The organism is Gammaproteobacteria bacterium, assembly GCA_013817245.1.
Classification (GTDB): domain Bacteria; phylum Pseudomonadota; class Gammaproteobacteria; order HTCC5015; family HTCC5015; genus JACDDA01.
The window spans coordinates 219,820-245,562 of sequence record JACDDA010000003.1 but is presented as its reverse complement, the minus strand read 5'-3'; the positions used below and the strand labels follow the sequence as shown (position 1 = coordinate 245,562).

The following is a 25,743-nucleotide window of genomic DNA, read 5'->3' as shown; positions in this document are numbered from 1 at the left end:
TTTAGTTAAGTTCGCGGATTAAGCGAAAGCCAGTTAATGCATTTGGGCCACTATAATTGCGACTCAACTGTGTATTGCAATTAGACATGGTGTCTTGGTAATGCCCGCCTAAAGTTTGCCAGCTGTTACCACTACCCGCTAATTCTTGCGCATTGCCAACATAATTAACAACACCCCAACGATTAGCTTTGCCGAAGCTGGTATTGAGTAAGGCTGGGCGTTTGATAAGTTGCTTGCCTGCGCGCAGTTTGCAATTATAGTCGCTATTGGCTTCGCGCCCGCCCGCATTAGCAGCGTGTTGCCATTCGCTCACTGTCGGCAGACGATAAGTAAATCCAGTTTCTTCCGATAACCAGTTTGCGTAAGCCTGAGCGATTTGGGGCGTGACTTGCGTTGCAGGTTGCGTGGCATTATCGCCGACTTTACATTGTCCGGACGCTTCGCAAAACAAATCGAGTTCCGCGTTGGAGATTTCATATTTACTCATGGCATAGGCGGGTTGGCCTATAGCAAAGGGAGGGATTACCACGAGTTGTAATGCACGTGTGTTGTTCGATAATAGATCATAACAACCGGCGCGATCATCTTGACCATAACTCATCATTCTATCGCTGCATAAACGTGCGCCAGCGGCAATTTTTTGCATGAAGGTATCAATGCGTTTTTTCAAATCTTTAAATTCTGTGTGATCTTTCCACATATCAACCGCATTATTAATTGCAACACTGGCTCTTGCATAATCAAAATTTTGTAAAGCACGGCGCGCTTCTTGTGCGCTTGCTTGCGCTTGAGTAGTTTTTTGTTGCAATAAAGTTTTGAGTTGCATGATATCAGGATGTCTAGGTTCTTTGACTTCTGCTTGTCGTAACAAACTTTTGGCTTCTGTAATGAATCCATTTTCAGCTTTATTAATACCGTCGGCGGCAAAAATAGAAGGTTTAGGTAATGGTGGCAGAACCACTTTTTGGAGCGCCTTGTTTTCGGGCCATAACTGTAAGCCTTGTTGACGTAATGCATGCGCTGCACGCAGGTTCGTGGCTTCGAGTGTTTTTATGCGGCGCGCTAAGCGTTCACTAAACTCTTGATTCAATGCGTCGATGCGCTCGGGTGTAGTACGCGTTAAAAAGGCAATCTTTTCACGAATAGTATCTAAGGTAAGGATGCTGGCCGTGTCAAACAAATCAGTTAAGTCGGCGATAATCAGTTGAGCTTTTAAATTAGCTTTGGCGGTCTTTAATGCAGCATTGTCAGGAAACGTAGCTAAACCACGCGTCAGTATAGATTCCGCTTCATTAATTCTTTTCTCGTTAATCGCGCGATTTGCTGTGATGAGGAAGACGTTAATTAACGCTTGAGGCGCAGCCTCGGTTAAAAATTTGTCGTTCTGCGGTAGTTCTTTTTTTAATTGTTGATAAGTCGTTAATGCTTTATCAATTTTTTCGGCCTCTGCTTGGATTAATAAGCTTTGTTTGGCAGCGGCTATTTTGGCTAAGCGTTCGCGATTAGCGAGTTCGGCTTGGTAGGCTATTTGGATTTGGCGAATATCTTCATCGGCTTTTTGCAAACTGTTTTGTGCCGTTAAAAATAATGTGCCAGAACGTAAAATTTCATGAGCTAAGAAATGGCGATGTTGATTGGTTATTTTTTTAGCGATTGTTATATAAGTAGCAGCGATATCCGCATTGATTTTTTGAATGGCGGCTGATTGAAAGGGCAGTGTGGCAGTGAGTTGGTGATGCGCAACCACGATTTTTTGATGCCAGCTATAATCTTTAATGTCTGCAAATGCTAACTGTTTATATAGCTGTGTTTGTAAACTGTTGGCAAGCGGATTGTCGCTGCTGCCGGCTTGTGTGAGCTGTTGTCTGTGTGCATTTAAAAATAGGGGAGATAATAATAAAGCGTTATCGTTGAATAATTTTTCGGCAGATGACCAGTTTTTCTGTTTAATAAATTCATTAAGTGTGGTTTTAAATACAGGTTCTATTTGCGCGTCAATGCGCGCTAATAAATCGTGTTGTGGCGCAAGCTGGCGTAATGCGAACACGGCGTCGGCGAGGGCTTGCGCAGTTTTTAAAGTAGAAAAAGTGGCGAGTTGCGGCTGTAAAGTTTTTTCTAAATCAACAATGTTGTTGGCGACAGTATTTTTGCGAGTTTCGATATTGGTTTGGTCGGCAAGATTTTGTAAGCGACCGTTATTAGGAAAATACTTTAAGCCCATTTGTAATAAGTTATTAGCGCGCTCCGGTAAGTTGGCGGCCAGTGTTTGTTCAGTGGCTTTTGCATACGCTAAGCTTATGCGCTCGTCATTACGCAATGGATGCTGCGGTGCAATCTGTTGCAGCATGTCCAGAATCTTGGGAATATTGTCGGCATTGGTATCGGGCAAGAGTTGTATTTGATTTAAGGCACGATCTAGACGTTCACTTAATTCGTGGAGCAGTAGATTTTTACTCGTGGTTAAAGAACTTTGCTGCGAAGCAATCACGGAAGAATCAGCATATAACCGATTCGCTTGCGCCAGCAATTTTTCAGCGGTGGGATAATCATACTTGTTATTAAGCGGATCAACGGCATTATCAATGCGTGTTTCAAAATAACGCATGATGCTATCGCGACTGGTTTGAGCAATCGCTAATTGGGATTTGCCGCTGGGCATAGCTAACAATTCATTTAACGCTTTTTGGACGGTAAGATCGTCTTCTGCTTGTAAAGCCATAAGGAGCTGATTGTCGAGATAGTTGTTAACAGTCAGTGAACCGACCCAACCCAGCAAGATAATAATTAATGCAGCAGCAGCGGCAATAGGCATGATGAACGAGGGGTGCGGACGTATACCTTCAATAAATTCATCAATACTTTGAATGCGGTCTTGACGATTAATCGCTACCGCGCGCAGCAAGGTTTTCTTTTGGCGAGAGGTCAGTTTTTTGTTTTCAATCCGGAATGGTTTGAGATTTTTTTCTTTAGCTTTAGGCGCCGATAATTTTCCGTAGGGATGTTTACCGGTTAATAATTCATAACTCGTACAGCCTAGTGCATAAACATCATCGCTAGGATGTGGGTTTTGACCTTCAAACATTTCTTGAGTGGCATACGCAGGCGTTAATGCGCCCAGTTGACCTGGGTCAAAAACGGTTTGTTCGCCTTCAGCATTGCGCGTAGTCGAGGCGCGTGCGATACCGAAGTCGATAACTTTGATGTGATCGTCTTTCGTTAAAAATACATTGCCGGGTTTGAAGTCCGAGTGAATTAAACTATTTTGATGCGCATAAGCGAGTGCATTTGACATGCCTTCAATTAACGGAAAGGCTTCTGTAAAACTTAAGCCATCCACGGGTAACTGTTTAATATAGTCTTTAAGTTCGGTGCCTTCTAATAACTCCATGGTCATATAAATCGTATCGTCTTCGCGATCGAAATCGTAAACCGTACCGATATTGGGATGCGCTAAACGTTGCGCTTTACTCGCTTCGCGCTGCAAAGAAATAAAAGCATTTTGATGCGAACGAAAAGCTCGTGATAAAACTTTAATCGCAACATACGGATTGCGATCGTGAGCTTCTACTTTAAGTAAATCTTTGGCTTTGTAAACGACACCCATGCCGCCTTCACCGATCGATCGAATTAATACAAAACGATCTTTAAGTGTCGAACCGGGTCCTACCATGCCGCGTTCAAGATTAACGCTATGGCGTCTTAAATTGGTATCGGAAATCAACGTCGTTGGATCGCCTGCTTTAACGCTGCCACTGTCGGTAAGCTGGGAGTTGGGTTGTGTTTGTGTATGGGTGGCGCGTTCGCGGGTAATCGTATTTAAATCAAAATGCGTCGAGTCGCCGCCAAATAAAGTTTTTAATTGGTCAGGGTTATTGTTAAGTAGCAGTGCTTTGAGATTTTCCGGCTGTTCTAATAAGCGTGTAATGTCGTCATCATTAGCTACTTCTCGGCGCTGAATGGTGTTTTCTAATGCGCGTGTGAAACATTCAAACGCAGCATCCGGCAAGGGATGTTGTTGATGATAAGACTGAACATACGCAAGATAAGCTTCTGCTTGTTCGGGATGACGGTTTAACCAACCAGTGACAGTGATCTCGGCTTCTTCAAGGGCTAGTTCACCATCTAGAACGGCATCAAGTAATTGGTTTAATTCTTTGATGTTTACAGACGCCGCCATGCTGTATTAAATCCTTAAGACTTGCTAGACGTGGTTAGTGGAAAAGCTTCCACCACAATAATAGTTACGTTGTCGTTGGCGCTTTTTGATAAGGCCATTTCGATTAAACCTTCCGCTGCTTTAAACGGAATTTTATCCAGCTGTTCTGCAATCTCAGCCATCGTGACATCTTTAAATAAGCCATCGGAACAAAGCAAAAATTTATCACCCGCTTGGTATTCTAAATATTCTACATCGAGATATAAATGATCATGCACGCCGATGGCGCGGGTGATGATGTTAGCGTTAGGATGATTTTGTGCTTGACTCGGTGTCATCGCACCTTTATCAACACTTTCTTGAACAAAACTATGATCGTGTGACACTTGCAAGAGATTGCCTTTGCGATATAAATAGATACGACTATCGCCAGCCCACAAGAGAAACACGTATTGTTGTCGCGCGTGCATCAAGACAATGGTGCTGCCCATGACTTTGCTGGGATTACCGTCTAAATGTTCGCGTAATTTGGTGTTAACTTTTAAAGCACGATCTTCAAGATCGTCCATGGTTTGCGCCAAGGTGCGTAGCGGTTCGAAATCGCTATACGCATGCACCACTGCTTGGCTGGCTAGGTCACCGCGCGCATGTCCGCCCATGCCATCCGCTACGACCCAGAGATTTTTTTCGGGCATTGCAAGATAAGAATCTTCATTGTGTTTACGCACTGCGCCCACGGTAGTAAGACCGCAAGAACGCCATTCAACTAACGGCTGTGTAGCCCCCATAATGCCTTCCAATTGCTTGTTCTGAAAGATTAAATATTGCCACAGACCCACATGAATTGTCTGACAAATTTGCCGGCTTTCCGCTAAGCGTTCGGATTAGGCGCTGTTCGGTCGCTCTGCTAGAATTCGCGGCTCCTTGACCTGCCTGCATTGAAGAATCATGACTGTTATTAAAACTCGCTTTGCCCCTAGTCCTACTGGCTTCTTACATATTGGCGGCGCACGCACAGCATTGTTTTCGTGGTTATATGCGCGCAAATCTGCGGGACAGTTTGTGTTGCGTATTGAAGATACCGACCAAGAACGTTCTACTCAAGCATCGGTTGACGCTATTTTAGAAGGCATGCAGTGGTTGAATTTAGCGGCTGATGAAGGTCCGTATTATCAAACTCAGCGCTTTGATCGTTATCACGAAATTAACGCGCAGCTGCTCCACCAAAACCACGCTTATCATTGTTATTGTTCCAAAGAACGCCTAGAAACATTGCGCACCGAACAAATGGCGAATAAACAAAAACCGCGTTATGACGGTTTATGTCGTGATCGCACCGACGTGCCGGCGGGTATTGCACCGGTGATTCGATTTCGAAATCCGCAAAGCGGCGAGGTCGTCGTTAATGACTTGATTCGCGGTGAAGTTATTTTCGGCAATGATGAGTTAGATGATTTGATTATTGCGCGCAGTGATGGCACGCCCACATATAACCTCACCGTGGTGGTCGACGATATGGACATGGGCATCACCCATGTGATTCGGGGTGACGATCATTTGAACAACACACCGCGCCAAATGAATATTCTGCGCGCGTTGGGCGCAACGCTGCCGGCTTATGCACATTTACCGATGATTCTAGGCGCCGATGGTAGTCGCTTATCGAAACGTCACGGCGCCGTCAGTGTGATGCAATATGAGCAAGACGGTTATTTGCCCGAAGCCTTGTTGAATTATTTAGTGCGCTTAGGTTGGTCACACGGCGATCAAGAAGTGTTTTCGATTGATGAAATGATCGCTTTATTTGATGTCACGCATGTCAATAAAGCCGCGGCCGCGTTTAATCCAGAAAAATTATTGTGGTTGAATCAGCATTATTTAAAAACCTTGCCGGCGGAAGATATTGCGCAACGTTTAGCGCTGTATCTGCAACGCATAGACGTTAATACCGCGAGCGGCCCGGCCGTAGTTGATGTGGTCTTAGCTTTGCGTGAACGCAGTAAAACTTTGGTTGAGATGGCCGCTAGCGCCCGTTATTTTTATCAAGACTTTAGCGATTATGAAGAGGCGGCTGCCAAGCATTTAAACGCAGCAGCGCTTGAACCATTGCGCGCTATTCGGAACGCCTTGGCTGAATTATCCACGGGCGATGCATGGCAAAAAGAATCTATTCATGTCGCCATTCAGCAAACCGCCGAAAAACTCCAAGTGGGGATGGGCAAAGTCGCACAACCTTTGCGTGCGGCCGTAACCGGGCAGGGAGCGTCGCCATCCATTGATTTGACCTTATACTTAATAGGCGCGCCACACAGCTTGGCACGTCTAGATCGGACGATTGCTACGCTACAGCAGGCTTGACAGTACGCAGTAGCTTGCGTAAATTGCGCCCTCCTTGATGCCCGACCCATTTGCGAAGGCACACGGTGTTATACCGGGGCTATAGCTCAGCTGGGAGAGCGCTTGCATGGCATGCAAGAGGTCGTCGGTTCGATCCCGACTAGCTCCACCAGTTTTAAGAGATCGACAAAGTTAAGATGCAAGACGATTTAAATTAAGTGCAATTTGATTTCAGCCAGCTTGAAATCAGTTCGTGAAGTTTTTGTCCCCTTCGTCTAGAGGCCTAGGACACTGCCCTTTCACGGCGGCAACAGGGGTTCGAATCCCCTAGGGGACGCCAAACACAAAAAGCCCGTTCACAAGACGGGCTTTTTTTATGTTTGCGTGCAAACTCGCTATCCTTCATCCACTGTCTAACTTCGATATACTTCCCGCATCTTTTAAATCAATCGCAGCAATGCAAAGGTCGGCAGCGGCATGTACGCAGTGATCGCGATTTGTTTCGGTGCAAGCGTCGGCGCTTTATTGCGTTGGCAATTAGCAGAGCACTTCAATGTTTATTTTGCGGCGGTGCCGCTAGGCACATTGCTGGCTAATTTTTTAGGCGCTTACATTATTGGTATCGCGTTGGCTTTTTTTCTGCAATATCCCGCCTTGTCACCGCAATGGAAATTATTAATCATCACCGGCTTTTTAGGTGGCCTCACCACGTTTTCGACTTTTTCCGCCGAAGTCGTTAACTTGTTGCAACAAAGTCGTTGGTTGTGGGCATTAGGCTTATCGTTTACGCATGTTATAGGTTCGCTTTGTTTAACCGTGCTAGGCATGTTGACGTTTACCACTATAAAAACCATGTTGAAATAAAAAGTGAATTACATTCAAACAAGCCAAGATTTTTAGGAGTTATATACAGTGAAAAAAATATCTTACGTATTGCTGCTGTTGATAGTGAGTTACTCGCATCTGCTGCAAGCCGAAGAGTTAGCGAAAGTAACAGGCGAATTCCAACAAGGCGGTTTATTAATAGGCCAAACCACCGCAGGCACCAAAGTTAATTTTAATGGTGAACCCGTATTAGTATCAGACAGCGGTTATTTTGTAGTGGGTTTAGCGCGCAAAGCGCCTAACAAAATGCGCATCATGCTTGAATCGCAGCAAGGCAAAAAACAAATCTTAGAAGAAGCGATTAAACAACGCAGCTATAGCATTGCACGCGTCAATGGCGTGGCCGATAACAAAGTGAATTTAACCGCAGCCGATGCCGCGCGTAATACACAAGAACGTTCACTCATATTAGCGGCGCGTGCGAAAGTGCGAAACAGCACCGAGTTTTTAACTGGATTTATTTGGCCAGTCAAAGGTCGCTTAAGTGGTGAATATGGTTCGCAACGCGTCATTAACGGCGAAGCGCGCAGTCCGCATTTCGGTGTAGATGTGGCGATGCCCGAAGGCACCGCCATTGTTGCACCCGCTGATGGTGTTGTGACCTTGGTGCATCCGAATATGTTTTTTACCGGCCAAACATTAATGCTCGATCATGGTTTAGCCGTTACCAGTATCTATGCACACTTAAGTAAAATTGTAGTCGCCGAAGGTGACGTCGTAAAACAAGGCCAAAAAATTGGCGAAATAGGCATGACCGGACGCGCAACCGGCCCGCATTTACATTGGGGCGTGTATTGGGGTGATACGGGTTTAGATCCGATGTTACTAACAGGGCCGATGAATCCGGTTAACAAACCCGTTGCGCATTAATGGCGCATGCCGATTCCGTAATCCCTTAAACATTCATAGCTTGGCATTTTTTACCATTTTGGGTCTTGGGTAAAACGTGCCACTAGTTATTATCGGTTTACAACTTTTTGGAGAAACCGCGAAGCGGTTTCTCCTTAACTCAGCGTTATGTGCTAAATCTGCATCGAGGCTTCAATGATTACTGGTAGTTGCCTTTGCGGCAAAGTGAAATATGAAATCACTGGCAAGGTTGGTGATATTGTTCATTGTCACTGCCAAACATGCAGAAAGGCACATGGGGCAGCTTTCTCAAGTGTGGCAGCGATAAGTGATGATGATTTTAAGTTGTCAGGCGAGCACGAGCTAAGCTACTTCGAGTCATCTAAGGGCAAAAAGCGGTATTTTTGCTCGAATTGCGGTACTCAGATATACGCCAAGAAAGAAAACACTCAGCACGTAATTCTGCGTCTAGGGTCACTTAATGACGATCCGTTGTCACATGAAAAGTCGCATATATGGATTTCACAAAAAGCTAGTTGGTACGCAATTAATCTAGATTTGCCACAATATTCCGAATTTGAATGACAAGGAATTTAAGGGGTCGGAATTAAAATTTAAGAAATGTAGGGCGGAATAAGCGCAGCGTGAAATACCCGTAGGGTACATTGCGCCGTATGTTTTGATTGCATTCAAAAGCGAAACGCTGGTGATTTTTTATAAAAACACCATGGATTATTATTTTAATGTACTAGCCTATAAAAATTATACAATGCAATGCGCGACTATTTCTTTCTAAATAAAACAGGAGCTTTAAGCCCCTGTTTTATTTTGCGGATATGAAATTAAAAAAACTAAACAGCGCTGAGCTGTGGATGTGCACGATCAGTGTGACTGATTAATTTATTAAGCGCGTTGATGTAGGCAAGTGCGGATGCGACGACGATGTCGGTGTCGGCGCCTTGACCGTTAACGACACGACCTTCTTGTTTAAGCCGCACGCTAACTTCGCCTTGTGCGTCGGTGCCGCCGGTGATGCTGTTCACTGAATATAATTCTAATGTTGCATCGACTTGTGCAATATTTTGAATTGCTTTAAATGTTGCATCGACTTGACCATCACCTTGTGCTTGGCTTTTGTGTTCTACACCGCGCACTTTAAGTGTAATTTCCGCTTGCGGCGTTTCGCCGGTTTCGGAACGTACTTTTAAGGTAATCAATTGAATCACGTCATTGTCGGCGATGTTGGCGCTTTCAGATATTAATGCGATTAAATCTTCGTCATAGATTTCATGTTTTTTATCCGCTAATTCTTTGAAGCGCCGAAACGCATCATTGCTTGCTTCATCTGATTCGAAATCAATACCAAGTTCTTTTAAGCGCGTGCGAAAGGCATTGCGACCTGAGTGTTTGCCCATGACTAAACGATTGCTGCTCCAGCCGACGTCTTCTGCTCGCATGATTTCGTAAGTCTCGCGATTTTTGATGACGCCGTCTTGATGAATGCCGGATTCATGTGCGAATGCATTGGCGCCGACAATGGCTTTATTAGGTTGCACGGCAAATCCTGTGATCGATGCAACAAGTCGTGAGCAAGTCATGATTTGAGTTGCATCTACGACGCTATCACAACCAAAAAGATCGGGACGTGTGCGTACAGCCATGACAATTTCTTCAAGTGCGGCGTTGCCAGCGCGCTCACCTAAACCATTGATAGTGCATTCAACTTGGCGTGCGCCGGCATTGACTGCGGCTAATGAATTGGCAACGGCTAAACCTAAATCATTATGACAATGCGTGGAAAAAATCGCTTTGTCAGAATTAGGCACGCGTTCAATTAAGCTGCGAATTAAAAAACCATATTGTTCCGGCATCGCGTAACCGACGGTATCGGGAATGTTGATGGTGGTTGCGCCGGCGCTGATGGCGGCTTCGACGATACGACACAAAAAATCAATTTCCGAGCGACCGGCATCTTCGGTAGAAAATTCTACGTTGTCGGTATATTGACGAGCACGTTTAATTGCACGTACGGCTGCCGCAAGAACTTCATCGGGTTGCATCTGAAGTTTTTTCATCATGTGAATCGGTGAGGTTGCGATGAAGGTATGAATACGCGCAGAGTTTGCGGGTTTCAACGCTTCACCGGCGCGATCAATGTCTTTATCGGTGGCGCGCGCTAAGCCGCAGACGGTGCTGTCTTTGATAATGCTCGCGATGGCATGCACCGCTTCAAAGTCACCATCGCTTGCAATCGGAAAGCCGGCTTCAATAACATCAACATGCATTTTTTCAAGTGCGCGTGCGATGCGAAGTTTTTCATCTTTAGTCATGGACGCGCCCGGGCTTTGTTCACCGTCGCGCAAAGTGGTATCGAAAATAAATAAGCGTTGCTTGCTCATGGTCTAGCTCCAAATGAGGTGCTGCGCGAAGTCTGTCTATTAATGCAATCGGCGCGGCATTTTAACGAAAATGTCTAATAAAAAAATACGGAGTGCGTAAAGCCTCGCCAGGCGTGATTAATGTGCCCAGCAGGGCAGCAGGCGCAGTGCGCTGAGCAGCGTACGGCCTAAAAGAGTGGTGCAGATGTTGGAAAGTGTGTTCATGTCACGCGACTATAGCCGAATTTTGCTTCAAGTCAATTGGCGGCCAGTGGTTTATCTGTATAGGGGTACAAGAAGCTTCAATCCGCGTTATTATCCGTCCAATCTAATCTAGGAATAGACGTAATGAGTTCTCTTACTAATCTGTTAAACCTGAACCGTGAATGGTCGGAAAGCGTGCACGCCGCTGAGCCGGATTTTTTTGAAAAATTGCGTCAGCAGCAACGGCCTAAATATTTATGGGTGGGTTGTTCGGACAGTCGAGTGCCGGCTAATCAAATTGTGGGGTTGTTACCCGGTGAATTATTTGTGCATCGCAATGTTGCTAATTTAGTTATTCACACCGATTTAAATTGTTTGTCGGTGTTGCAATACGCGGTGGATGTATTGCAAGTCGAACACGTGATCGTGTGTGGTCATTATGGTTGTGGCGGTGTTGAAGCAGCATTAACGCGCAAACCTTTTGGTTTGATTGATAATTGGCTGCGTCATATTCAGGATTTATTAATTGCGTATAAACCACAAATGGATGCGGTGTCTGCTGAAGATCAGTTAGATAGATTGTGTGAATTAAATGTAGTTTCTCAAGCGGCCAATATTTGTCGTACGACTATTGTGCAAAGTGCGTGGCAACGTGGCCAACAAATTTCCGTGCATGCGTGGGTGTATCGTTTAACTGATGGTTTGTTGCATGACTTGGATTTTTGTGTCGATGCAGAAAACGATACTGAAAAAAGTTATGAAGCGGCCGCTGCTAAATTATTTGCTGCACCTTCTTCGAGATAGGCGCAAATATAAATCAGTAATTGTTATTGCTACGATTGATAAACTTGGATTTTGTGGGATAGTATTTTTCTAGAAGACACGTAATGAAGGGAATCGTAAATGGGCATTAAATATCGTTTGGAATATCCAATTTTGCATTGGATCGTGGAAGGCGACGTGGATTATCAGGCTGGTGCTGAAATCGTGCAGCAATCATTTATTGATGCGCAGCGCACCGGTTTACTGGGTTGGCATATTCTGGCTGATTTGAATGAATCCAAAGAAAACAAAAGTGAGCAAGAGTTACGTGATATTGCTTATTTGGTTAGCACGCACAAAGGTTTGTTAAGTGGCAAATTAGCGATTGTGGTAAAAACGTCATTGGTGTTTGGTACGTCACGCATGTTTGGTGTGTTTATGGAAGACTTTGGCGTAGAGGTAAACATTTTCCGGTGTTCCGTATTAGAAGCAGAACGTTGGTTAAGCGGTGCTGAGAATAAATCGGCGTAATTTCCAAATAGAAATCTAAAAATCTGAATTGCAAAATATTAAAACTCTATTCTGCAATTCATTATGTTGAAAGCACTAGCAGTCACAAATCCTTAATCTGTCCATCTCGGTAATCCAATCCGCTGCGCCAAACGTGTGCCGGCGGCTTCAGCATCTGCAATAATTTTTTCTTCGCCTTCAAACTTACCGTTTACTAATACCGCCTGACCATCAATAAACACATGTTCTGCACGTGCACTGCCGTGCACTAACGCATTGGCTACATTGTAAATGGGCCAGCCGGCATCGAAGATTGCAAAATCTGCGGCTTTGCCAATTTCTAAGCTGCCAATTTCTTTACTTAATTGCAACGCACGTGCGCCTTCAATCGTTAACCAATCCAATGCCTTAGGCGCCGTTAAGCTGGCGCGTTCGCCGCGAATTTCGCCGTATAAATCACAGGCGGTTGCAGCAGAACGCAAAAGGTCTAAATGGTTAGACGCATTTTGTGTATCAGTGCCAATCGCAACATGTGGCAAGTCGGGATGTTTGCCCACTTTAGTAATGCCGGTGCATAAACGTAAAGAACACACCGGACAATACGCAACCGTTGCGTTAGTTTTTTTCAACACATCGACTTCTGCATGACTTAGATGAATGCCGTGCGCAATAATGGCGCGCTCATCTAATATACCCAGTTTGTCGAAATGCACTAATGGGTCATGTCCACTTTGCGCGCGATAGTGATCACCATCATCACTCATCGCTGACATATGAAACGTCCAATGCACATCATGTTGTTGTGCAAGCGCATGCGCTTTTTTATATAACTCATCGGAACAGCCGTTGTGGCCAATGATGTTAGGCCATACACGAATGCGGCCATTTTTTGATTTGAGTTTAAGCGCTTCTTCTAGTGCAGCAATCGCAGCAGGCGTATCACTTGGGCCAAATGGAATCGGCCACATATCAGATACCCATGCGCCGATGGCGCCTTTTAATGGTAAATCATCCAATGCGTTTAACACCGCCGCAGGAAAACGACAAATGCCCGGTTCAATAAAAGCGGTGGTACCGTGTTTAAGCATTTGTAAAACGACAAAACGTGCGGCCGCTTGTTCGTCTTCCGGTTCGGAAACTGCGTGCGGCGGCATTACCCATTTTGGAAAATGATCAGCGATTGGACTGCTGCCCGGTTCAATGCCGGGAAATAATGCAGGGCCGGTCATATGAATATGCGCATTAATCAAACCGGGTGTGATCACGCGGCGTTTTGCTGACAAAATATTATTAGCAGTCCACTCACGCGTGATGTGTTGCGTTTCACCAATGGCGGCGATGCGGCCTTGCACAATCGCGATTGCACCATCATGCAAAATTGTGCGCTGTGAATTTTGGGTAAGAATGATTGCATCGCGAATTAAATAATCAGCTTGTTGCGCCATGGAATAAAAATCTCCGGTAAAAATTTTGTTATAAATCTAGTTACAAATTTAGTGATGAAATATTAATTTACTCGCTTAGCCACGCGCGTAATCTTGCCAATGCGTAAGTAAATGTTCGCTAGAGCGCAACGCTAAAGCATGCAAAGTAAAAGTAGGGCTAAAACCACTACCCGCTGGTAATAAACCAGCGCCGGATATTATCAGGTTGGGAATATCGTGTGCGCGACCATAACTATCGCATACCGAGTCACGCGGATTTTTACCCATGATAGTGCCGCCGCAAATATGGCCACTGACCGGTCGACCATTCCATATTTCTTTAGCGCCAGCGGCACGCATCACGCTAGTGCCTTCTTTGACAAGATGTTCGTACATTTGCAAAGCGCGTGGCGAAAAAGTATGTTCAAGGCGCGCTAATGGCAAACCATTCGCATCAGTTTTTTCGCTTAAGCTAATGCGATTAGTTTTTGTTGCTGGTGAGCCACCAAAACCTGCCATCGTTGCAATATGACTACTGGCGTGTTGCATAAATTCATGCAAGCGACGACCGAATAAATCTACGCGTGTATTAGCTACACCTAATAAATCATTGGGCTTCATAGAAGGCGCGATCTGCCATTGATAATTACCGAGCAGATGGGCGCGATCTTTTTCTTTATACATGCTGCGATGCATCAGTTGCCCCGCATTCACGCCCATATGCGCTTCGGTATTTTCGGCAAATAAACCATATATAGGTGCAAGCACATCGATTTCTAGTTCTTGACCGACGAGACCGCTGCGATTTGCTAAACCATTCGGAAATTGTGCAGTGCGTGAATTTAATAATAAACGGGGCGTTTGAATAAATGAGCTGGCGAGAATTACGACATCGGCAAGTTGTATTTTGCGTTCGCCGTTTTCAATATATTCCACGCCACTCGCTATTTTTTTATTCATTAAAATGCGCGTGACGGTGCAATTGCTGCGGAAAATGGCGCCGTGTTTTTGTGCTAAGGGTAAATAACTTACTAAAGGATTATTTAATGCACCAATCGGACAACCAGCTTCGCACCAGCCGTCATACATACAAGGAGGACGACCTTTATAAACGGTGGAATTAATAATGACCGGCAGGGGTGCCACTGATTTACCAATAGATTCAAAACCTTTTTGTAATAATTGCGCTTGGCGAAATAATTTATGGCCGGGCATGGGATAAGGTTTGCTGCTTGGCCGCCACGGTTCCGCGGTGTGATCACCGGCAATACCAACATCATCTTGAATGCGATCATAAAAAGGCCGCAAGGTGTCGTAACTAAAAGGCCAATTACGACTTTCGCCATAACGTGATTTCAATTCAAAAGTTTCTTCGGTAAAACGAGGCCAGGTGCCAAAGTGATGCAAAGCGGCGCCGCCGAGCCCAGAGCCCATGCTTAAATTATGACTGAGTGGATTTTTGCCTTCTGATAATACCGGTGCGCCACGCCACTTTAAGCGGCGCGCCCAAATTTGCGAACTATAAAGATCGGCTGTGCTCCATGCTGGTCCTGCTTCAAGCACAACGACAGTTTTGCCTTGTTGCGCTAGTTGTGCGGCATAAAAACTGCCCAAGGCACCCGCACCGATAATAACGGCATCAATTTTATGTTTGTTGAAAGCGGCTTGTGGCTCATTATTGATTTGATCCATACGTGTTATTCCTCGCCAAGTTTGCAACAATCCGTTGATATTATGATGATGTGGTCCAACAACGGCAGCTGCCTAAGACTACGGCGATTTTTAACACATGACCACCGTTTTTGGCTATTTTATTGCATCCCTGTGTTTCATGCGTTAAACACAAAACCGATATAGGATATTGATTATGCAATGGCGAAATACACCACAGTACTACGGCGCAGTCGCACAATTACTTCATTGGAGCATTGTGCTACTTATTATTAGCCAGTTTGTATTGGCGAATATCTTTGAAGGGATGCCGCTTAGTTTAGAAAAAATCAGTTGGATTGTGAAACACAAAGCGGTGGGCATGACAGTGTTAATGTTAGCGTTGATTCGGCTCGCGTGGCGATGGTCGAGCACGATACCCACATTGCCGAATACCATGAAAACGTGGGAACGTTATTTAGCGAATGGTTCGCATGTGATGTTATATGGGTTGATTTTTGCGTTGCCGATCTCCGGTTGGTTAATGTCATCCGCGGCGAATATTCCGGTGGATTATTTTGGCTGGTTTCATTTTCCTAACATTGTTGATGCTAACCAAGCTTTAGTTAAACAAACCAAGTTGTGGCATAAAATATGTGTGATCGCTTTGCAAGTCGTTGCATTTTTACATATTGCCGGTGCGCTCAAACATCATTTTGTTAGTAAAGATAATGTGCTAACGCGCATGTTGCCCAGTGTTTTATTGCGCAAATAATAACGGAGAGAATAACAATGAAAAATAGACGTGGTTTATCACGGAGCATACTCAGCATTGCCTGCTTGTATTTTATTTCGTCAGTGCACGCCACAACGCCGCCGAGCGCAAAACCTATTGCAGTAAAAAAAGCGGGGCAATGGTCAGCTGTGCCTGCGCAAAGTCAGTTGCAATTTAACTTCATACAAGCAGGTACTAGCGCGCAAGGTGTGTTTAAAAAACACACCGCCGATTTTGTTTTTTCGCCGACTGATTTAGCGAATGCGCGTATTGATGTCACGATTGATATGGCTTCAAGCAATAGCGGCGATAGCGAACGCGATGAACTGCTGCGATCTAAAGATTTGTTTGCGGTGCAGCAATATCCGCAAAGTCGTTTTGTAGCGCAAGGCTTTGAAAAAATCGGCGTGGATCAATATCGCACCCAAGCGCAACTCACCTTGCGCGGTGTTACTAAAACGTTGCCGTATACTTTTACATTGGTGATGGATCCAAAACAAGCCGATCAATTTCAATTAAAAAGTACAACAACGATTAAACGCCTTGAATTTGGTGTCGGTCAAGGCGATTGGAAAACGACTGAGTGGATTCCGAATGATGTGGTGGTGTTAGTGAATCTGCGAGCTAAACGAAATTAGTTATAAGCTTGTAGCCAAATAATCCTTTTCTTGTTTTATATCCATCGTTAGAGTGCGCGCACTTAAAGTGGGCGTGGAGTTATTGTGAAAATTAGAAGTGTTGAGTTATCTGACAGCGAGCTTAGCCAAGAACATGCAGCTTTAGGCTTGCCACCGGTTGAAGAAGTCATTGTTCATCCGGGTGAACATCCCATTTTACGCGCGGCTGTCTGGTTTACGGGCATTGCCTTGTTATTGATTACGATATTTTTATTAGCGCGTTTATTTTATCCGGGCAATACGGCTGGTGGCTGGCAAGCTGTGGAAGCCACGTTATTGGGTAAGGCATTTTGGATCGCAGTGGCGGTGGGTTTTTTTGCGCAAGTCATTGATGGTGCATTAGGTATGGCCTACGGCATTACGGCGACGACTTTTTTATTAAGCACCGGTGCAAGTCCCGCATTAGCAAGCGCCAGTGTGCATATGGCAGAAATTTTCACGACGGGTTTTTCAGGCATTGCACATGCCAAGTTAGGTAATGTGAACAAAGCTTTGTTTGGGCGTTTATTAATACCCGGTATTGTCGGGACCTTAATTGGTGTTGCGGTGGTGACGCAAGTGGATGGTAAGGTTTTAAAACCTTATATTTCGGCTTATTTATTATTGATGGGCATTTATATTTTAAGTAAAGCGTGGCGTAAGTTGCAGGTGCGTAAAGAACCGCCTAAACATGTAGCGAAGTTAGCGTTGTTTGGTGGTTTTGTGGATGCGGCGGGTGGTGGCGGTTGGGGGCCGGTAGTGACAACCACATTAATTAGTTCAGGGCATGATCCGCGTACTACGATTGGCTCGGTTAATTTTGCGGAATTTTTCTTAACCTTGACCGGCGCTGCGGCATTTGCAGCCGTGGTTGGAAGTACTGCCTGGCCATTAGTAATGGGTTTAGTGTTTGGTGGTTTGTTTGCCGCGCCGTTTGCGGCGGTGTTGTGCTCGAAAGTGAGTGCGCGCACCTTATTAATTCTGGTGGGTGTGATTATTGCGATAATTAGTACTTACAATCTTTATCGTGCTTTTGCGTAATCACTTTGCAGCATCGATATAAGTAAAACGTTGTAGGGTTTGGCCGTTGAGTTCAATGTGTTCAGTAAACATACTTAATGGCCGCACCCAATAACCACTGTCATTATAAAGCGGCTTGTAAACCACCAATAACTCGAATGTTTCAGAATGTTGGGCGACGCCAATGACTTCATAATCATTGCCTTTGTAATGTCGATACTTACCAAGTTTTAATTCGTTCATAAATAGTTCATTTAGTGTTTCAGTGTTAGGCAATACGAATTCTAACGACTTTCATGGTTTCAAATTCAAGACCGCCAATTAATTCCGTCTGCGGATAATAGGTTAAATTAACGCGCGCACCTTGCAGATTCTTGTAGCGTTTTTTGCGTTTGAATTTAAACGGCACCTGCCAATTTTCGATCATCACCGTATTCATAATCCATTCGTCTATTTCCCGTTGCACATGCGAGACTACTTTTTGGTCTGTTGAATGCGTCAGCGCGGGATTTTTGATTAGTAATTTATCAACGTCGGATTTCATCAGGAGGATCAGTCTGTCACATAGGGTGGTTAATTATCATAGCAGGCGGCTATGCAGGAATGGCTCAGATATTTCGCGTTTTCTTTTAAGAGAGTCTTGGATAGATCAAAATCAAATGGTTATACTGTGGCATCTTAGCCTAAACTTACCCTAGAACAGCCCACTTAAAGAATTGAGCCCTGTGAATTTTATAATTATCACTCCTTACTATAACGCAGGCGCCTTCATCGGTGAGGCGATTGATTCTATCAAGCAGCAGACCTATCCGCATTTCCGCTGCATTATTTTAGACGACATGTCGACTGATGATAGCGTACGAATTGTGCGCGAACATATTGGTGATGATGCGCGTTTTCAGCTGGTAGTGAATCAAGAAAAACGGTTTGCTTTAGGCAATGTTGCTCATGCTTTAGCGCTATTGCAGCCGCAACCCGATGATGTGGTCATGGTGGTCGATGGTGATGATAAATTGGCGCATGCCGGTGTGCTGGATGTAGTGAAGCGTGTTTATGAAGAAACCGGATGCTGGTTGACGCATGGCAGTTATGTTAATCAATATGGTAAACGTGACTCAATTTGTCGCCCTTACGCACAGTCCATTATTAAGCATAATACTTTTCGTGAGCATAAATGGTTAGCACAACATTTGCGGACATTTAAATATGGTTTATGGCAAAAAATAAAATCCACAGATTTCACAATTACTGAGTCAGAGTTGCGTCGTACTATTTGGCGTGCGTTGCTGAAGGGGCATTTGCGGTCTTGGTACTACTGGCGCAAAATTACACTTGAGCAGTTGTTAACTCCTTCTAAACAGTTTGTGCGGCGCTTATGTGATAAAACCGCTTCTTATTCTATGCTTGAAATGGCGGGGCCGAGAACTCAGTTTATTGAAGAAGTTTTATATAGCCATCGGGTTTATGATAAAACGCTGGATTATCGCGCGCCGCGTACAACAGCACAAATGAATCAAAAATGGTTTACGCGCTGTATCCGTGACATTGTTGTGCATAAACCAAAATATTCGCGGCTTTCGAATTTAAATACCTAGCACTTTGTTACCTATTTGCAATAATAAGCCGCTAATGCATGTCTTGCGGTTCGGTTTTATCGGCTCATTTCATCAAGATTACACTGCTGAAATCTCGTTTTAGGTTGTATTCATCGTGAATAGACACACAATAAGCCTTTGAAATCTGCGGTTTATTCCCCTACGCCTAATAAGGTAGAATACGCGGCCTAAGCTACCGCAAAGCGGGCATTCCTGAACTGTCTGGACGATAAGGACAACAGGTCGCTTTTGCTGGTTTTGTATTGAGCTTCAGTGTGTGAAGCCATTTTGGAGATTACCTAGGTCATGACAGTATCTGGCACTGCCAAAACCACGAATAAAAAATTACTTGCGTGGGTCGATGAGATCGCCGCTTTGTGCCAACCCACGAACATTCACTGGTGTGATGGTTCGCAAGCTGAATACGATCATTTATGCCAGCAAATGGTTACCGCCGGCACTTTCATCAAGCTCAATCCCGCTATTCGTCCTGATTCCTATTTATGCCGTTCCGATCCACGCGATGTTGCGCGGGTAGAAGATCGCACGTTTATTTGTTCCGTCAAACAAGAAGACGCGGGTGTTACCAATAATTGGCGTGATCCCGTCGAAATGAAAGCTGAGCTCAAACGCCTATTTAAAGGGTGTATGGCGGGTCGTACTTTATATGTAGTGCCTTTTAGCATGGGGCCGTTAGGTTCTGATATCGCGCACATTGGTGTTCAAATTACTGATTCGCCGTATGCGGTGGTCAATATGCGCACCATGACGCGCATGGGCACCCAAGTATTAGATGTATTAGCGAATGATGATTTTGTGCCTTGCTTACATTCAGTCGGCGCACCGTTAAAGCCCGGCGAAAAAGACGTTACGTGGCCGTGTAACACCGAAAAATACATTGTGCAATTCCCCGAAGAACATGCGATTTGGTCGTTCGGCTCGGGCTACGGCGGCAACGCTTTATTAGGCAAAAAATGCTTCGCCTTACGTATCGCGTCGGTATTAGCGCGTGAAGAAGGTTGGTTAGCCGAACACATGTTGATCGTAGGACTTGAATCCCCGCAAGGTGAAAAGACCTATCTCGCGGCGGCTTTTCCTAGCGCCTGTGGCAAAACGAATTTAGCCATGATTATTCCGCCTGCTGGTTTTGAAGGCTGGAAAGCGTGGACGGTGGGTGATGATATCGCTTGGATTAAACCGGGCAAAGACGGTCGTTTCTATGCGATTAATCCCGAAGCGGGTTATTTCGGTGTAGCGCCCGGCACTTCGATGAAATCGAACCCAACAGCGATGCACACCTTAGATAAGAACGTGATTTTCACCAATTGCGCGTTGACCGATGAAGGCGATATTTGGTGGGAAGGCATGACCGATGAAGCGCCCGCACATTTAATCGATTGGAAAGGCCAAGATTGGACCCCTGGTTGTGGTCGTCCCGCCGCGCATCCGAACGCGCGTTTCACCGCGCCCGTTGAAAACTGCCCAAGCTCAGATCCTGCGTGGAATGATCCTAAAGGCGTGCCGATTAGCGCGTTTATTTTCGGTGGCCGTTTAAGCAAAACCTTCCCGTTAATTTATCAAGCTTTTGATTGGGATCACGGTGTCTACTTAGCCGCGACCATGGGTTCAGAAGCAACCGCAGCAGCAGATAATCAAGCCGCGATTCGCCGCGATCCAATGGCGATGTTGCCGTTCTGTGGTTACAACATGGGTGACTACTGGCAACATTGGTTAAACATGGGCAAACAATCTAAAACCTTACCGCCCATTTTTCGCGTTAACTGGTTCCGCAAAGACGAGCATGGCAAATTCATCTGGCCTGGTTTTGGCCAAAACATGCGCGTATTAAAATGGGTTGTTGATCGCGTACATAATCGCGTTGAAGCTGTCGAAAGCCCGTTTGGTTTAATGCCGCGTTATCAAGATATCAATTGGCAAGGTTTAGATTTCAGCCAAGCCAAATTCAGCAAACTGATGGAAATTAATCGCCAAGAAGGTATCGCTGAAGCTGACGATCAAAAACTTTGGTTTAATAAAATTGGCTCGCATCTGCCGAAAGCCATGGAGCAACAACGTGAAGCCTTTAAATCACGCATGCAAAATGCACCTGCGGTGTGGGATTTGGCGAGTTAGTGATTTGAGTTTGATGTGTTAACAAAAAAAGCGACTCGATGTCGCTTTTTTTGTGCTTGCTATTATGAATTGTAATATGGGTGATCGCGATAACCTCATGTTGAGGTAGAGCGTCAATAAGCGCTCTGCATTACGCCTAATGTTTTTAGTTTAATTAAAAGCTAAAGTGTTTCGCTCGTCGCTATGCGACTACAGCGAGTAACTTTTTGTCGTAACAAAAAGTCACCAAAAAATACTCCCCTGATGTCTCGCTGCGCGTAAACCACACGCGCAGTTCCTTCGTGTTTGATCTGTTGTTGCGGGTCGCCACGACGCGACATCCCTGTCGCGGCGTGACTAAAACAAACATCCTGTTTGTTTTTCCCGACAACAGCTCAAACACTCGGCGAGCCATAGAGGCATGTGCTTTGTTCGGCTTTTGAAGTGAATTAATTCATAGAAGCGTTTTCAGTTATGAGAAATGCTAAACGAAGCAACCATGCCCGTTATGGTGTGCCGAGAAGTATTTAAGGGATAGCGACACATGAACATGGATGTTCATGTGAGCCGATCGCAACAGGATGTTGCGTGGAGGCGACGCGTTAGCCCTTAAACACTGCGAGGGAATACTTGAATGGAATCGTATTCCATTCAAGTGCACAACATCCGGGCGAGTACTTTTTGGTGACTTTTTGTTACGACAAAAAGTCACTCGCTGTAGTCGCGTAGCGACGAGCGAAACACTTTTATTTGTTATAAATAATTTATGGGAAATCCCCTTGATTTTGCCGAATGTATTCGGTTTCATTCGGGCTATATCCGATATATAAATTATCGCTCGCTAATAACGCTTAAGCTTTGGTGTCTGCTTCAAATAAACCGCGTAATTCCGCCGCGGCTTCTTTGGTAGAGGCGATAAGTTTTGTTTGATCGTCATGAATGGCGAGTTGTTTGTCTAATAATTTCTGATCGAATTCGCGGAAGTATTCCACAGCATCGCTTGCTTGGCTGAACGTTAATCCTAAATTCTGCAAGACTTCACCTGTCATATCTAAGCTAGATAGCAACGTTTCACGAATCACATAATCGACGCCAATGGTCATTAATCTTAATGCGTGTTGCCGATTTCGTGCTCGGGCTAGAATTTTTAATTGTGGAAAAGTTTGCGCGCTAATTGCGCGCAGCGCTTTTGTTGATAGCTCGCGAATGTTATGTTAGCGATCTTACCGATTGAGAGGATGGTTGTGATTACTTTACAGAATATTTTTCTGCAATACGCCAGTAATGCAGGTCAGGTAAATGCGTTGCGTGATGTAAGTTTAAACGTAGCCGCCGGCGAATCGGTTGCTATCGTAGGGCCGTCCGGTTCAGGCAAAACCAGTTTGTTAACTTTGATGGGTGGTTTGGAAAAACCCACGGCAGGGGATATCACAGTCGATGGCGTGAATATCTCTGCTTTATCAGAAGATGCTTTAGCGCAATTTCGGCGTGGCCGCATTGGGATTGTTTTTCAATCCTTTCATTTGATTCCTACTATGACCGCTTTAGAAAATGTCGCGGTGTCATTGGAGTTGATGGGCGATGCAAATGCTTTTGAAAAAGCTCAACAAGAATTGTACAAGGTCGGTTTGGCGCAACGCATCACCCATTATCCTGCGCAATTATCCGGCGGCGAACAACAACGTGTAGCTTTAGCGCGCGCGCTGGTTGCCGCGCCGCGCGTAATATTAGCCGATGAACCGACCGGCAATTTAGATAGTGAAACGGGACGACAAGTAACTGATATGTTGTTCGCATTACAACGCGAACGGCAAGCAACTTTAATCCTTGTTACCCATGATGAAGTGTTAGCTGCACGTTGTGATCGTACTTTGCGTTTAAAAGATGGACAGCTGAGTTAATGAAAATTCCCTTGTTCAATTCTTGGTTTAATAACTTAAGTTTACGTTTGGCATGGCGTGAATTACGCGGTGGACTCAGTGGATTTTATATTTTTTTATTAGCACTAGGTTTGGGTGTGTTTGGCATTGCCGCCGTTAGCGCAGTAACCACCGCCATTCAACAAGCTTTGCAAGAACAAGGTGTGGAATTATTAGGTGGTGATTTAGAAATACGTCGCGGCGGTGGTGATCTTGAACCGGCGGTGCAAGATTATTTACGCGCACATGGCCGCGTGGCAAAAGTCGAAGAATTATTAACCTTGCTGCAATATCCTGCGAAAACACAAATGCACTTAGTCGAAGTGCGCGCGGTTGATACTACGTATCCATTAGTAGGAAAGGTTCAATTTGTTGAACCTGTAAATTTAGTAGACGTATTAAGTTTTCGTCAGAATTATTGGGGTGCCGCGCTAGATCAATCATTGGTGGATCAATGGCAGTTAAAAATTGGCGATCAACTACGCATTGGTAATACGCTGGTAGTGTATCGTGCAACCTTGCTGCGTGAACCTGATCGCGCTTATGAAGGCATCAAATTTGCGCCGCGCGTGTTGGTGTTGCGTGAAGTCGCGACAGTAGCAGGCTTAACAATCACGGGCAGTTTAGTACGGCATCGTTATCGCGTCGTGTTGCCAGAAAAAATTTCAATAGATGAGTGGCAACAGTCTTTTGCAAAACAATTTAATGTGTCTGATTACCACATTCGAACGCGTGATGATCCTTCGCCTGGATTTCGTAATTTTATTGAACGCATTCAAGTGTTTTTAAGCTTGGTGGGTTTAACTGCGTTGTTAACCGGCGGGATTGGCATCGCTAACGCCATGCGCGCTTATTTAGAAAAACAACGCGCCACTATTGCCACTTTTAAATGTTTAGGTGCGAGCGGCGCTACTGTATTGCGGATTTATTTGTGGCAAATTTTATTGTTGTCGAGTTTAGCTATTATTGTTGCGGTGATCTTAGGCGGCACTGTGCCGTATCTGATTAAAGACATGGTGAATGGCGCGTTGCCATTACCGGACGTTATTCACTGGCCTGTTAAAACCAGTTTATACTCCGCGCTGATTGGATATTGGGTGGTTTTATTATTTTCTTTAAATGCCTTAGGCGCTGCGCAAGCAACGTCGCCTGCTACTTTGTTTCGAGTGTATGCGCAAGTGGATAGCAGCATTGCGCCGCGCCGTTATCAATTTTATACGGCTTTGTTGGCGGTTGGCTTAGTGGCGTTTATTTTTCTCACTACCGATTCGTGGCGTTTGATTTTAGGTTTTGTGTTGGGCATTGCAGTCGCTTATGTGGTATTTCGTTTGGCAGCAGCGGCTTTGATTAAAGCGTTGGCTTACATGCCTCATTTGAAATGGCCGTATGCACGTATTGCGCTACGCAACATTCAGCATCAACCGCGTACAAGCACCTTAACCTTGATGTCTTTAGGCATGGGTTTAAGCGTATTGGCGACGATTGCGTTAGTGCACGCGAATGTACAACGACAATTTAATGAAGATGTACCAAAAGACGCGCCGAGTTTATTTTTTATTGATGTGCAGCCCTTTCAAATAGAAGCCTTAAAAACTGCCTTTGCCGGCTTGGGCGGTATTGATAATGTAAAAACGGTGCCGATGATCAGTGGCCGCATTGTAAAAATAAATGATATCCCTGCAGAAAAATGGCCGGATGATAGCGAGCAATTACGCTTTGATCAGCGCATTGCTTTGCAAGCCGAGATGCCGGAAGGCAATACGATTGTTGAAGGCCTATGGTGGAGTGAAAATTCTGATCCGCAAGTGTCGGTGTCTAGTAATGTTGCAGAATCATTAGGCTTAACACTCGGTGATGTTTTAACGTTTAGTGTGGCAGGGCAAGAATATCCTTTGCGTTTAAGCAGTGTGCGAGAAGTGAATTGGGCTTCTATGGGGATTAATTTTCGTTTTGCAGTAACGCCAAATGCATTTCCGAATGCGCCCTATACGTTGGTTACCACAGTTCGTGCAGAGCTAGAAAAAGAAAAAAATATTAATCTATTACTTGCACGAGAGTTTTCGAATGTAGTGGTGATTCCGGTGCGTGACATGATGGCTTTGGCCAGCGAATTTATTGCGAAATTATCCATGGCCGTTAGCGGCGCGGGTTTATTAACTTTGGTGGTGGGTGTCTTAGTGCTGGCGGGCGCTTTAGCAGCAGGTCATCAACGACGTGTCTATGAAGCCGTGGTGTTAAAAGTGCTGGGTGCTAGAAGACGTGATTTATTAGGTATGTATAGTATTGAATATTTGTTATTAGGTTTATGTGCGGTCTTGTTATCTTTAGTCGTCGGTGTGTTAGCGTCGTATGGTGTTGTGGTTGGCGTATTAAAGTTGCAATGGCATTTCTTTTTGGATGTGGCAGCGAGCACGACACTCAGTGGTTTGTTGATTACAGTGGTATTGGGATTGTTTAATGCTTGGCGCGTGTTAGGCGAACGCCCTGCGATACGCTTGCGTGAAGAATAGA

The 25,743-nt window shown here is 44.9% G+C and carries 21 protein-coding genes and 2 tRNA genes; 15 read left to right on the top strand and 8 right to left on the bottom strand.

What is annotated here, in order from left to right; genetic code table 11:
* Position 1: 1 nt before the first annotated feature.
* Both H0W44_05670 and H0W44_05665 read right to left on the bottom strand, forming a co-directional pair.
* Complete coding sequence (locus H0W44_05670) at positions 2-4,177, bottom strand: protein kinase (protein MBA3581926.1); 4,176 nt, start codon at positions 4,175-4,177, stop codon at positions 2-4.
* Positions 4,178-4,191: 14 nt separating this feature from the next.
* Entirely contained in the window at positions 4,192-4,944 is a 753-nt protein-coding gene (locus H0W44_05665) for a serine/threonine-protein phosphatase (GenBank protein ID MBA3581925.1), read from the bottom strand.
* Positions 4,945-5,104: 160 nt separating this feature from the next.
* Here H0W44_05665 and gltX point away from each other — a divergent pair, with 160 nt between their 5' ends.
* From gltX to H0W44_05635, 6 genes are all read left to right on the top strand, one after another.
* Positions 5,105-6,514 (top strand): glutamate--tRNA ligase, encoded by a 1,410-nt coding sequence (gltX, locus tag H0W44_05660; GenBank protein MBA3581924.1) that lies wholly within the window; start codon positions 5,105-5,107, stop codon positions 6,512-6,514.
* 75 nt (positions 6,515-6,589) lie between these two features.
* Positions 6,590-6,665: transfer RNA gene (locus H0W44_05655), tRNA-Ala, on the top strand.
* Between the two features lie 92 nt (positions 6,666-6,757).
* Positions 6,758-6,833 (top strand) — tRNA-Glu (locus H0W44_05650).
* A gap of 137 nt (positions 6,834-6,970) precedes the next feature.
* Positions 6,971-7,357, top strand: coding sequence for a fluoride efflux transporter CrcB (gene crcB, locus H0W44_05645; GenBank protein ID MBA3581923.1), 387 nt, complete (start codon positions 6,971-6,973; stop codon positions 7,355-7,357).
* Between the two features lie 48 nt (positions 7,358-7,405).
* On the top strand, positions 7,406-8,248 hold the full coding sequence (locus H0W44_05640; GenBank protein MBA3581922.1) for a M23 family metallopeptidase: 843 nt from the start codon (positions 7,406-7,408) through the stop codon (positions 8,246-8,248).
* 174 nt (positions 8,249-8,422) lie between these two features.
* Positions 8,423-8,812 (top strand): GFA family protein, encoded by a 390-nt coding sequence (locus tag H0W44_05635; protein ID MBA3581921.1) that lies wholly within the window; start codon positions 8,423-8,425, stop codon positions 8,810-8,812.
* 266 nt (positions 8,813-9,078) lie between these two features.
* Here the strand turns inward: H0W44_05635 and H0W44_05630 are convergent, their stop codons facing one another.
* Positions 9,079-10,626 carry a 2-isopropylmalate synthase gene (locus H0W44_05630; protein ID MBA3581920.1) on the bottom strand — a complete coding sequence of 516 codons (1,548 nt, stop codon included), beginning with the start codon at positions 10,624-10,626 and terminating at the stop codon, positions 9,079-9,081.
* Between the two features lie 327 nt (positions 10,627-10,953).
* On the opposite strand from H0W44_05630, the gene can reads away from it, so the two are divergent.
* Both can and H0W44_05620 read left to right on the top strand, forming a co-directional pair.
* Positions 10,954-11,613, top strand: a complete 660-nt coding sequence (gene can / locus H0W44_05625; protein MBA3581919.1) for a carbonate dehydratase — start codon at positions 10,954-10,956, stop codon at positions 11,611-11,613.
* Between the two features lie 99 nt (positions 11,614-11,712).
* Positions 11,713-12,102 carry a hypothetical protein gene (locus tag H0W44_05620; GenBank protein MBA3581918.1) on the top strand — a complete coding sequence of 130 codons (390 nt, stop codon included), beginning with the start codon at positions 11,713-11,715 and terminating at the stop codon, positions 12,100-12,102.
* A gap of 92 nt (positions 12,103-12,194) precedes the next feature.
* Here the strand turns inward: H0W44_05620 and H0W44_05615 are convergent, their stop codons facing one another.
* Positions 12,195-13,526 carry an amidohydrolase family protein gene (locus H0W44_05615; GenBank protein ID MBA3581917.1) on the bottom strand — a complete coding sequence of 444 codons (1,332 nt, stop codon included), beginning with the start codon at positions 13,524-13,526 and terminating at the stop codon, positions 12,195-12,197.
* 75 nt (positions 13,527-13,601) lie between these two features.
* Positions 13,602-15,197: a GMC family oxidoreductase gene (locus H0W44_05610; protein ID MBA3581916.1), complete on the bottom strand. Its 1,596-nt coding sequence runs from the start codon at positions 15,195-15,197 to the stop codon at positions 13,602-13,604.
* A 175-nt stretch (positions 15,198-15,372) separates the two neighbouring features.
* Between H0W44_05610 and H0W44_05605 the strand changes: the two genes are divergently transcribed.
* The 3 genes from H0W44_05605 to H0W44_05595 all read left to right on the top strand — a co-directional run bounded on the left by H0W44_05605 (position 15,373) and on the right by H0W44_05595 (position 17,627).
* Entirely contained in the window at positions 15,373-15,930 is a 558-nt protein-coding gene (locus tag H0W44_05605; GenBank protein MBA3581915.1) for a cytochrome b, read from the top strand.
* 17 nt (positions 15,931-15,947) lie between these two features.
* Positions 15,948-16,568 (top strand): polyisoprenoid-binding protein, encoded by a 621-nt coding sequence (locus H0W44_05600; protein ID MBA3581914.1) that lies wholly within the window; start codon positions 15,948-15,950, stop codon positions 16,566-16,568.
* 84 nt (positions 16,569-16,652) lie between these two features.
* Positions 16,653-17,627 carry a sulfite exporter TauE/SafE family protein gene (locus H0W44_05595; GenBank protein ID MBA3581913.1) on the top strand — a complete coding sequence of 325 codons (975 nt, stop codon included), beginning with the start codon at positions 16,653-16,655 and terminating at the stop codon, positions 17,625-17,627.
* On the opposite strand, the gene H0W44_05590 is transcribed toward H0W44_05595, so the two are convergent.
* Together H0W44_05590 and H0W44_05585 are read right to left on the bottom strand one after the other, a co-directional pair.
* Positions 17,628-17,849, bottom strand: a complete 222-nt coding sequence (locus H0W44_05590) for a DUF1653 domain-containing protein (protein MBA3581912.1) — start codon at positions 17,847-17,849, stop codon at positions 17,628-17,630.
* Between the two features lie 25 nt (positions 17,850-17,874).
* Entirely contained in the window at positions 17,875-18,150 is a 276-nt protein-coding gene (locus tag H0W44_05585; GenBank protein MBA3581911.1) for a hypothetical protein, read from the bottom strand.
* Positions 18,151-18,331: 181 nt separating this feature from the next.
* Between H0W44_05585 and H0W44_05580 the strand changes: the two genes are divergently transcribed.
* Positions 18,332-19,201, top strand: a complete 870-nt coding sequence (locus H0W44_05580; protein ID MBA3581910.1) for a glycosyltransferase family 2 protein — start codon at positions 18,332-18,334, stop codon at positions 19,199-19,201.
* Positions 19,202-19,507: 306 nt separating this feature from the next.
* A complete protein-coding gene (locus H0W44_05575) occupies positions 19,508-21,334 on the top strand; it encodes a phosphoenolpyruvate carboxykinase (GTP) (GenBank protein MBA3581909.1) in 1,827 nt (608 codons plus the stop codon).
* A gap of 830 nt (positions 21,335-22,164) precedes the next feature.
* Here H0W44_05575 and H0W44_05570 read toward each other — a convergent pair.
* Complete coding sequence (locus H0W44_05570) at positions 22,165-22,416, bottom strand: hypothetical protein (protein MBA3581908.1); 252 nt, start codon at positions 22,414-22,416, stop codon at positions 22,165-22,167.
* Between the two features lie 135 nt (positions 22,417-22,551).
* On the opposite strand from H0W44_05570, the gene H0W44_05565 reads away from it, so the two are divergent.
* Positions 22,552-23,214 (top strand): ATP-binding cassette domain-containing protein, encoded by a 663-nt coding sequence (locus H0W44_05565; GenBank protein MBA3581907.1) that lies wholly within the window; start codon positions 22,552-22,554, stop codon positions 23,212-23,214.
* A complete protein-coding gene (locus H0W44_05560; protein MBA3581906.1) occupies positions 23,214-25,742 on the top strand; it encodes an FtsX-like permease family protein in 2,529 nt (842 codons plus the stop codon). Before H0W44_05565 ends, H0W44_05560 begins: the two co-directional genes overlap by 1 nt.
* Position 25,743 lies beyond the last annotated feature (1 nt).

Bases quoted from the DNA above. Each gene is read 5' to 3' on its own strand.
- H0W44_05670 (MBA3581926.1), bottom strand. From the start codon at position 4,177: ATGGCGGCGTCTGTAAACATCAAAGAATTAAACCAATTACTTGATGCC.
- H0W44_05665 (MBA3581925.1), bottom strand. From the start codon at position 4,944: ATGGGGGCTACACAGCCGTTAGTTGAATGGCGTTCTTGCGGTCTTACT.
- gltX (MBA3581924.1), top strand. From the start codon at position 5,105: ATGACTGTTATTAAAACTCGCTTTGCCCCTAGTCCTACTGGCTTCTTA.
- crcB (MBA3581923.1), top strand. From the start codon at position 6,971: ATGTACGCAGTGATCGCGATTTGTTTCGGTGCAAGCGTCGGCGCTTTA.
- H0W44_05635 (MBA3581921.1), top strand. From the start codon at position 8,423: ATGATTACTGGTAGTTGCCTTTGCGGCAAAGTGAAATATGAAATCACT.
- H0W44_05630 (MBA3581920.1), bottom strand. From the start codon at position 10,626: ATGAGCAAGCAACGCTTATTTATTTTCGATACCACTTTGCGCGACGGT.
- can (MBA3581919.1), top strand. From the start codon at position 10,954: ATGAGTTCTCTTACTAATCTGTTAAACCTGAACCGTGAATGGTCGGAA.
- H0W44_05620 (MBA3581918.1), top strand. From the start codon at position 11,713: ATGGGCATTAAATATCGTTTGGAATATCCAATTTTGCATTGGATCGTG.
- H0W44_05615 (MBA3581917.1), bottom strand. From the start codon at position 13,526: ATGGCGCAACAAGCTGATTATTTAATTCGCGATGCAATCATTCTTACC.
- H0W44_05610 (MBA3581916.1), bottom strand. From the start codon at position 15,197: ATGGATCAAATCAATAATGAGCCACAAGCCGCTTTCAACAAACATAAA.
- H0W44_05605 (MBA3581915.1), top strand. From the start codon at position 15,373: ATGCAATGGCGAAATACACCACAGTACTACGGCGCAGTCGCACAATTA.
- H0W44_05600 (MBA3581914.1), top strand. From the start codon at position 15,948: ATGAAAAATAGACGTGGTTTATCACGGAGCATACTCAGCATTGCCTGC.
- H0W44_05590 (MBA3581912.1), bottom strand. From the start codon at position 17,849: ATGAACGAATTAAAACTTGGTAAGTATCGACATTACAAAGGCAATGAT.
- H0W44_05585 (MBA3581911.1), bottom strand. From the start codon at position 18,150: ATGAAATCCGACGTTGATAAATTACTAATCAAAAATCCCGCGCTGACG.
- H0W44_05575 (MBA3581909.1), top strand. From the start codon at position 19,508: ATGACAGTATCTGGCACTGCCAAAACCACGAATAAAAAATTACTTGCG.
- H0W44_05570 (MBA3581908.1), bottom strand. From the start codon at position 22,416: ATGACCATTGGCGTCGATTATGTGATTCGTGAAACGTTGCTATCTAGC.
- H0W44_05565 (MBA3581907.1), top strand. From the start codon at position 22,552: ATGGTTGTGATTACTTTACAGAATATTTTTCTGCAATACGCCAGTAAT.
- H0W44_05560 (MBA3581906.1), top strand. From the start codon at position 23,214: ATGAAAATTCCCTTGTTCAATTCTTGGTTTAATAACTTAAGTTTACGT.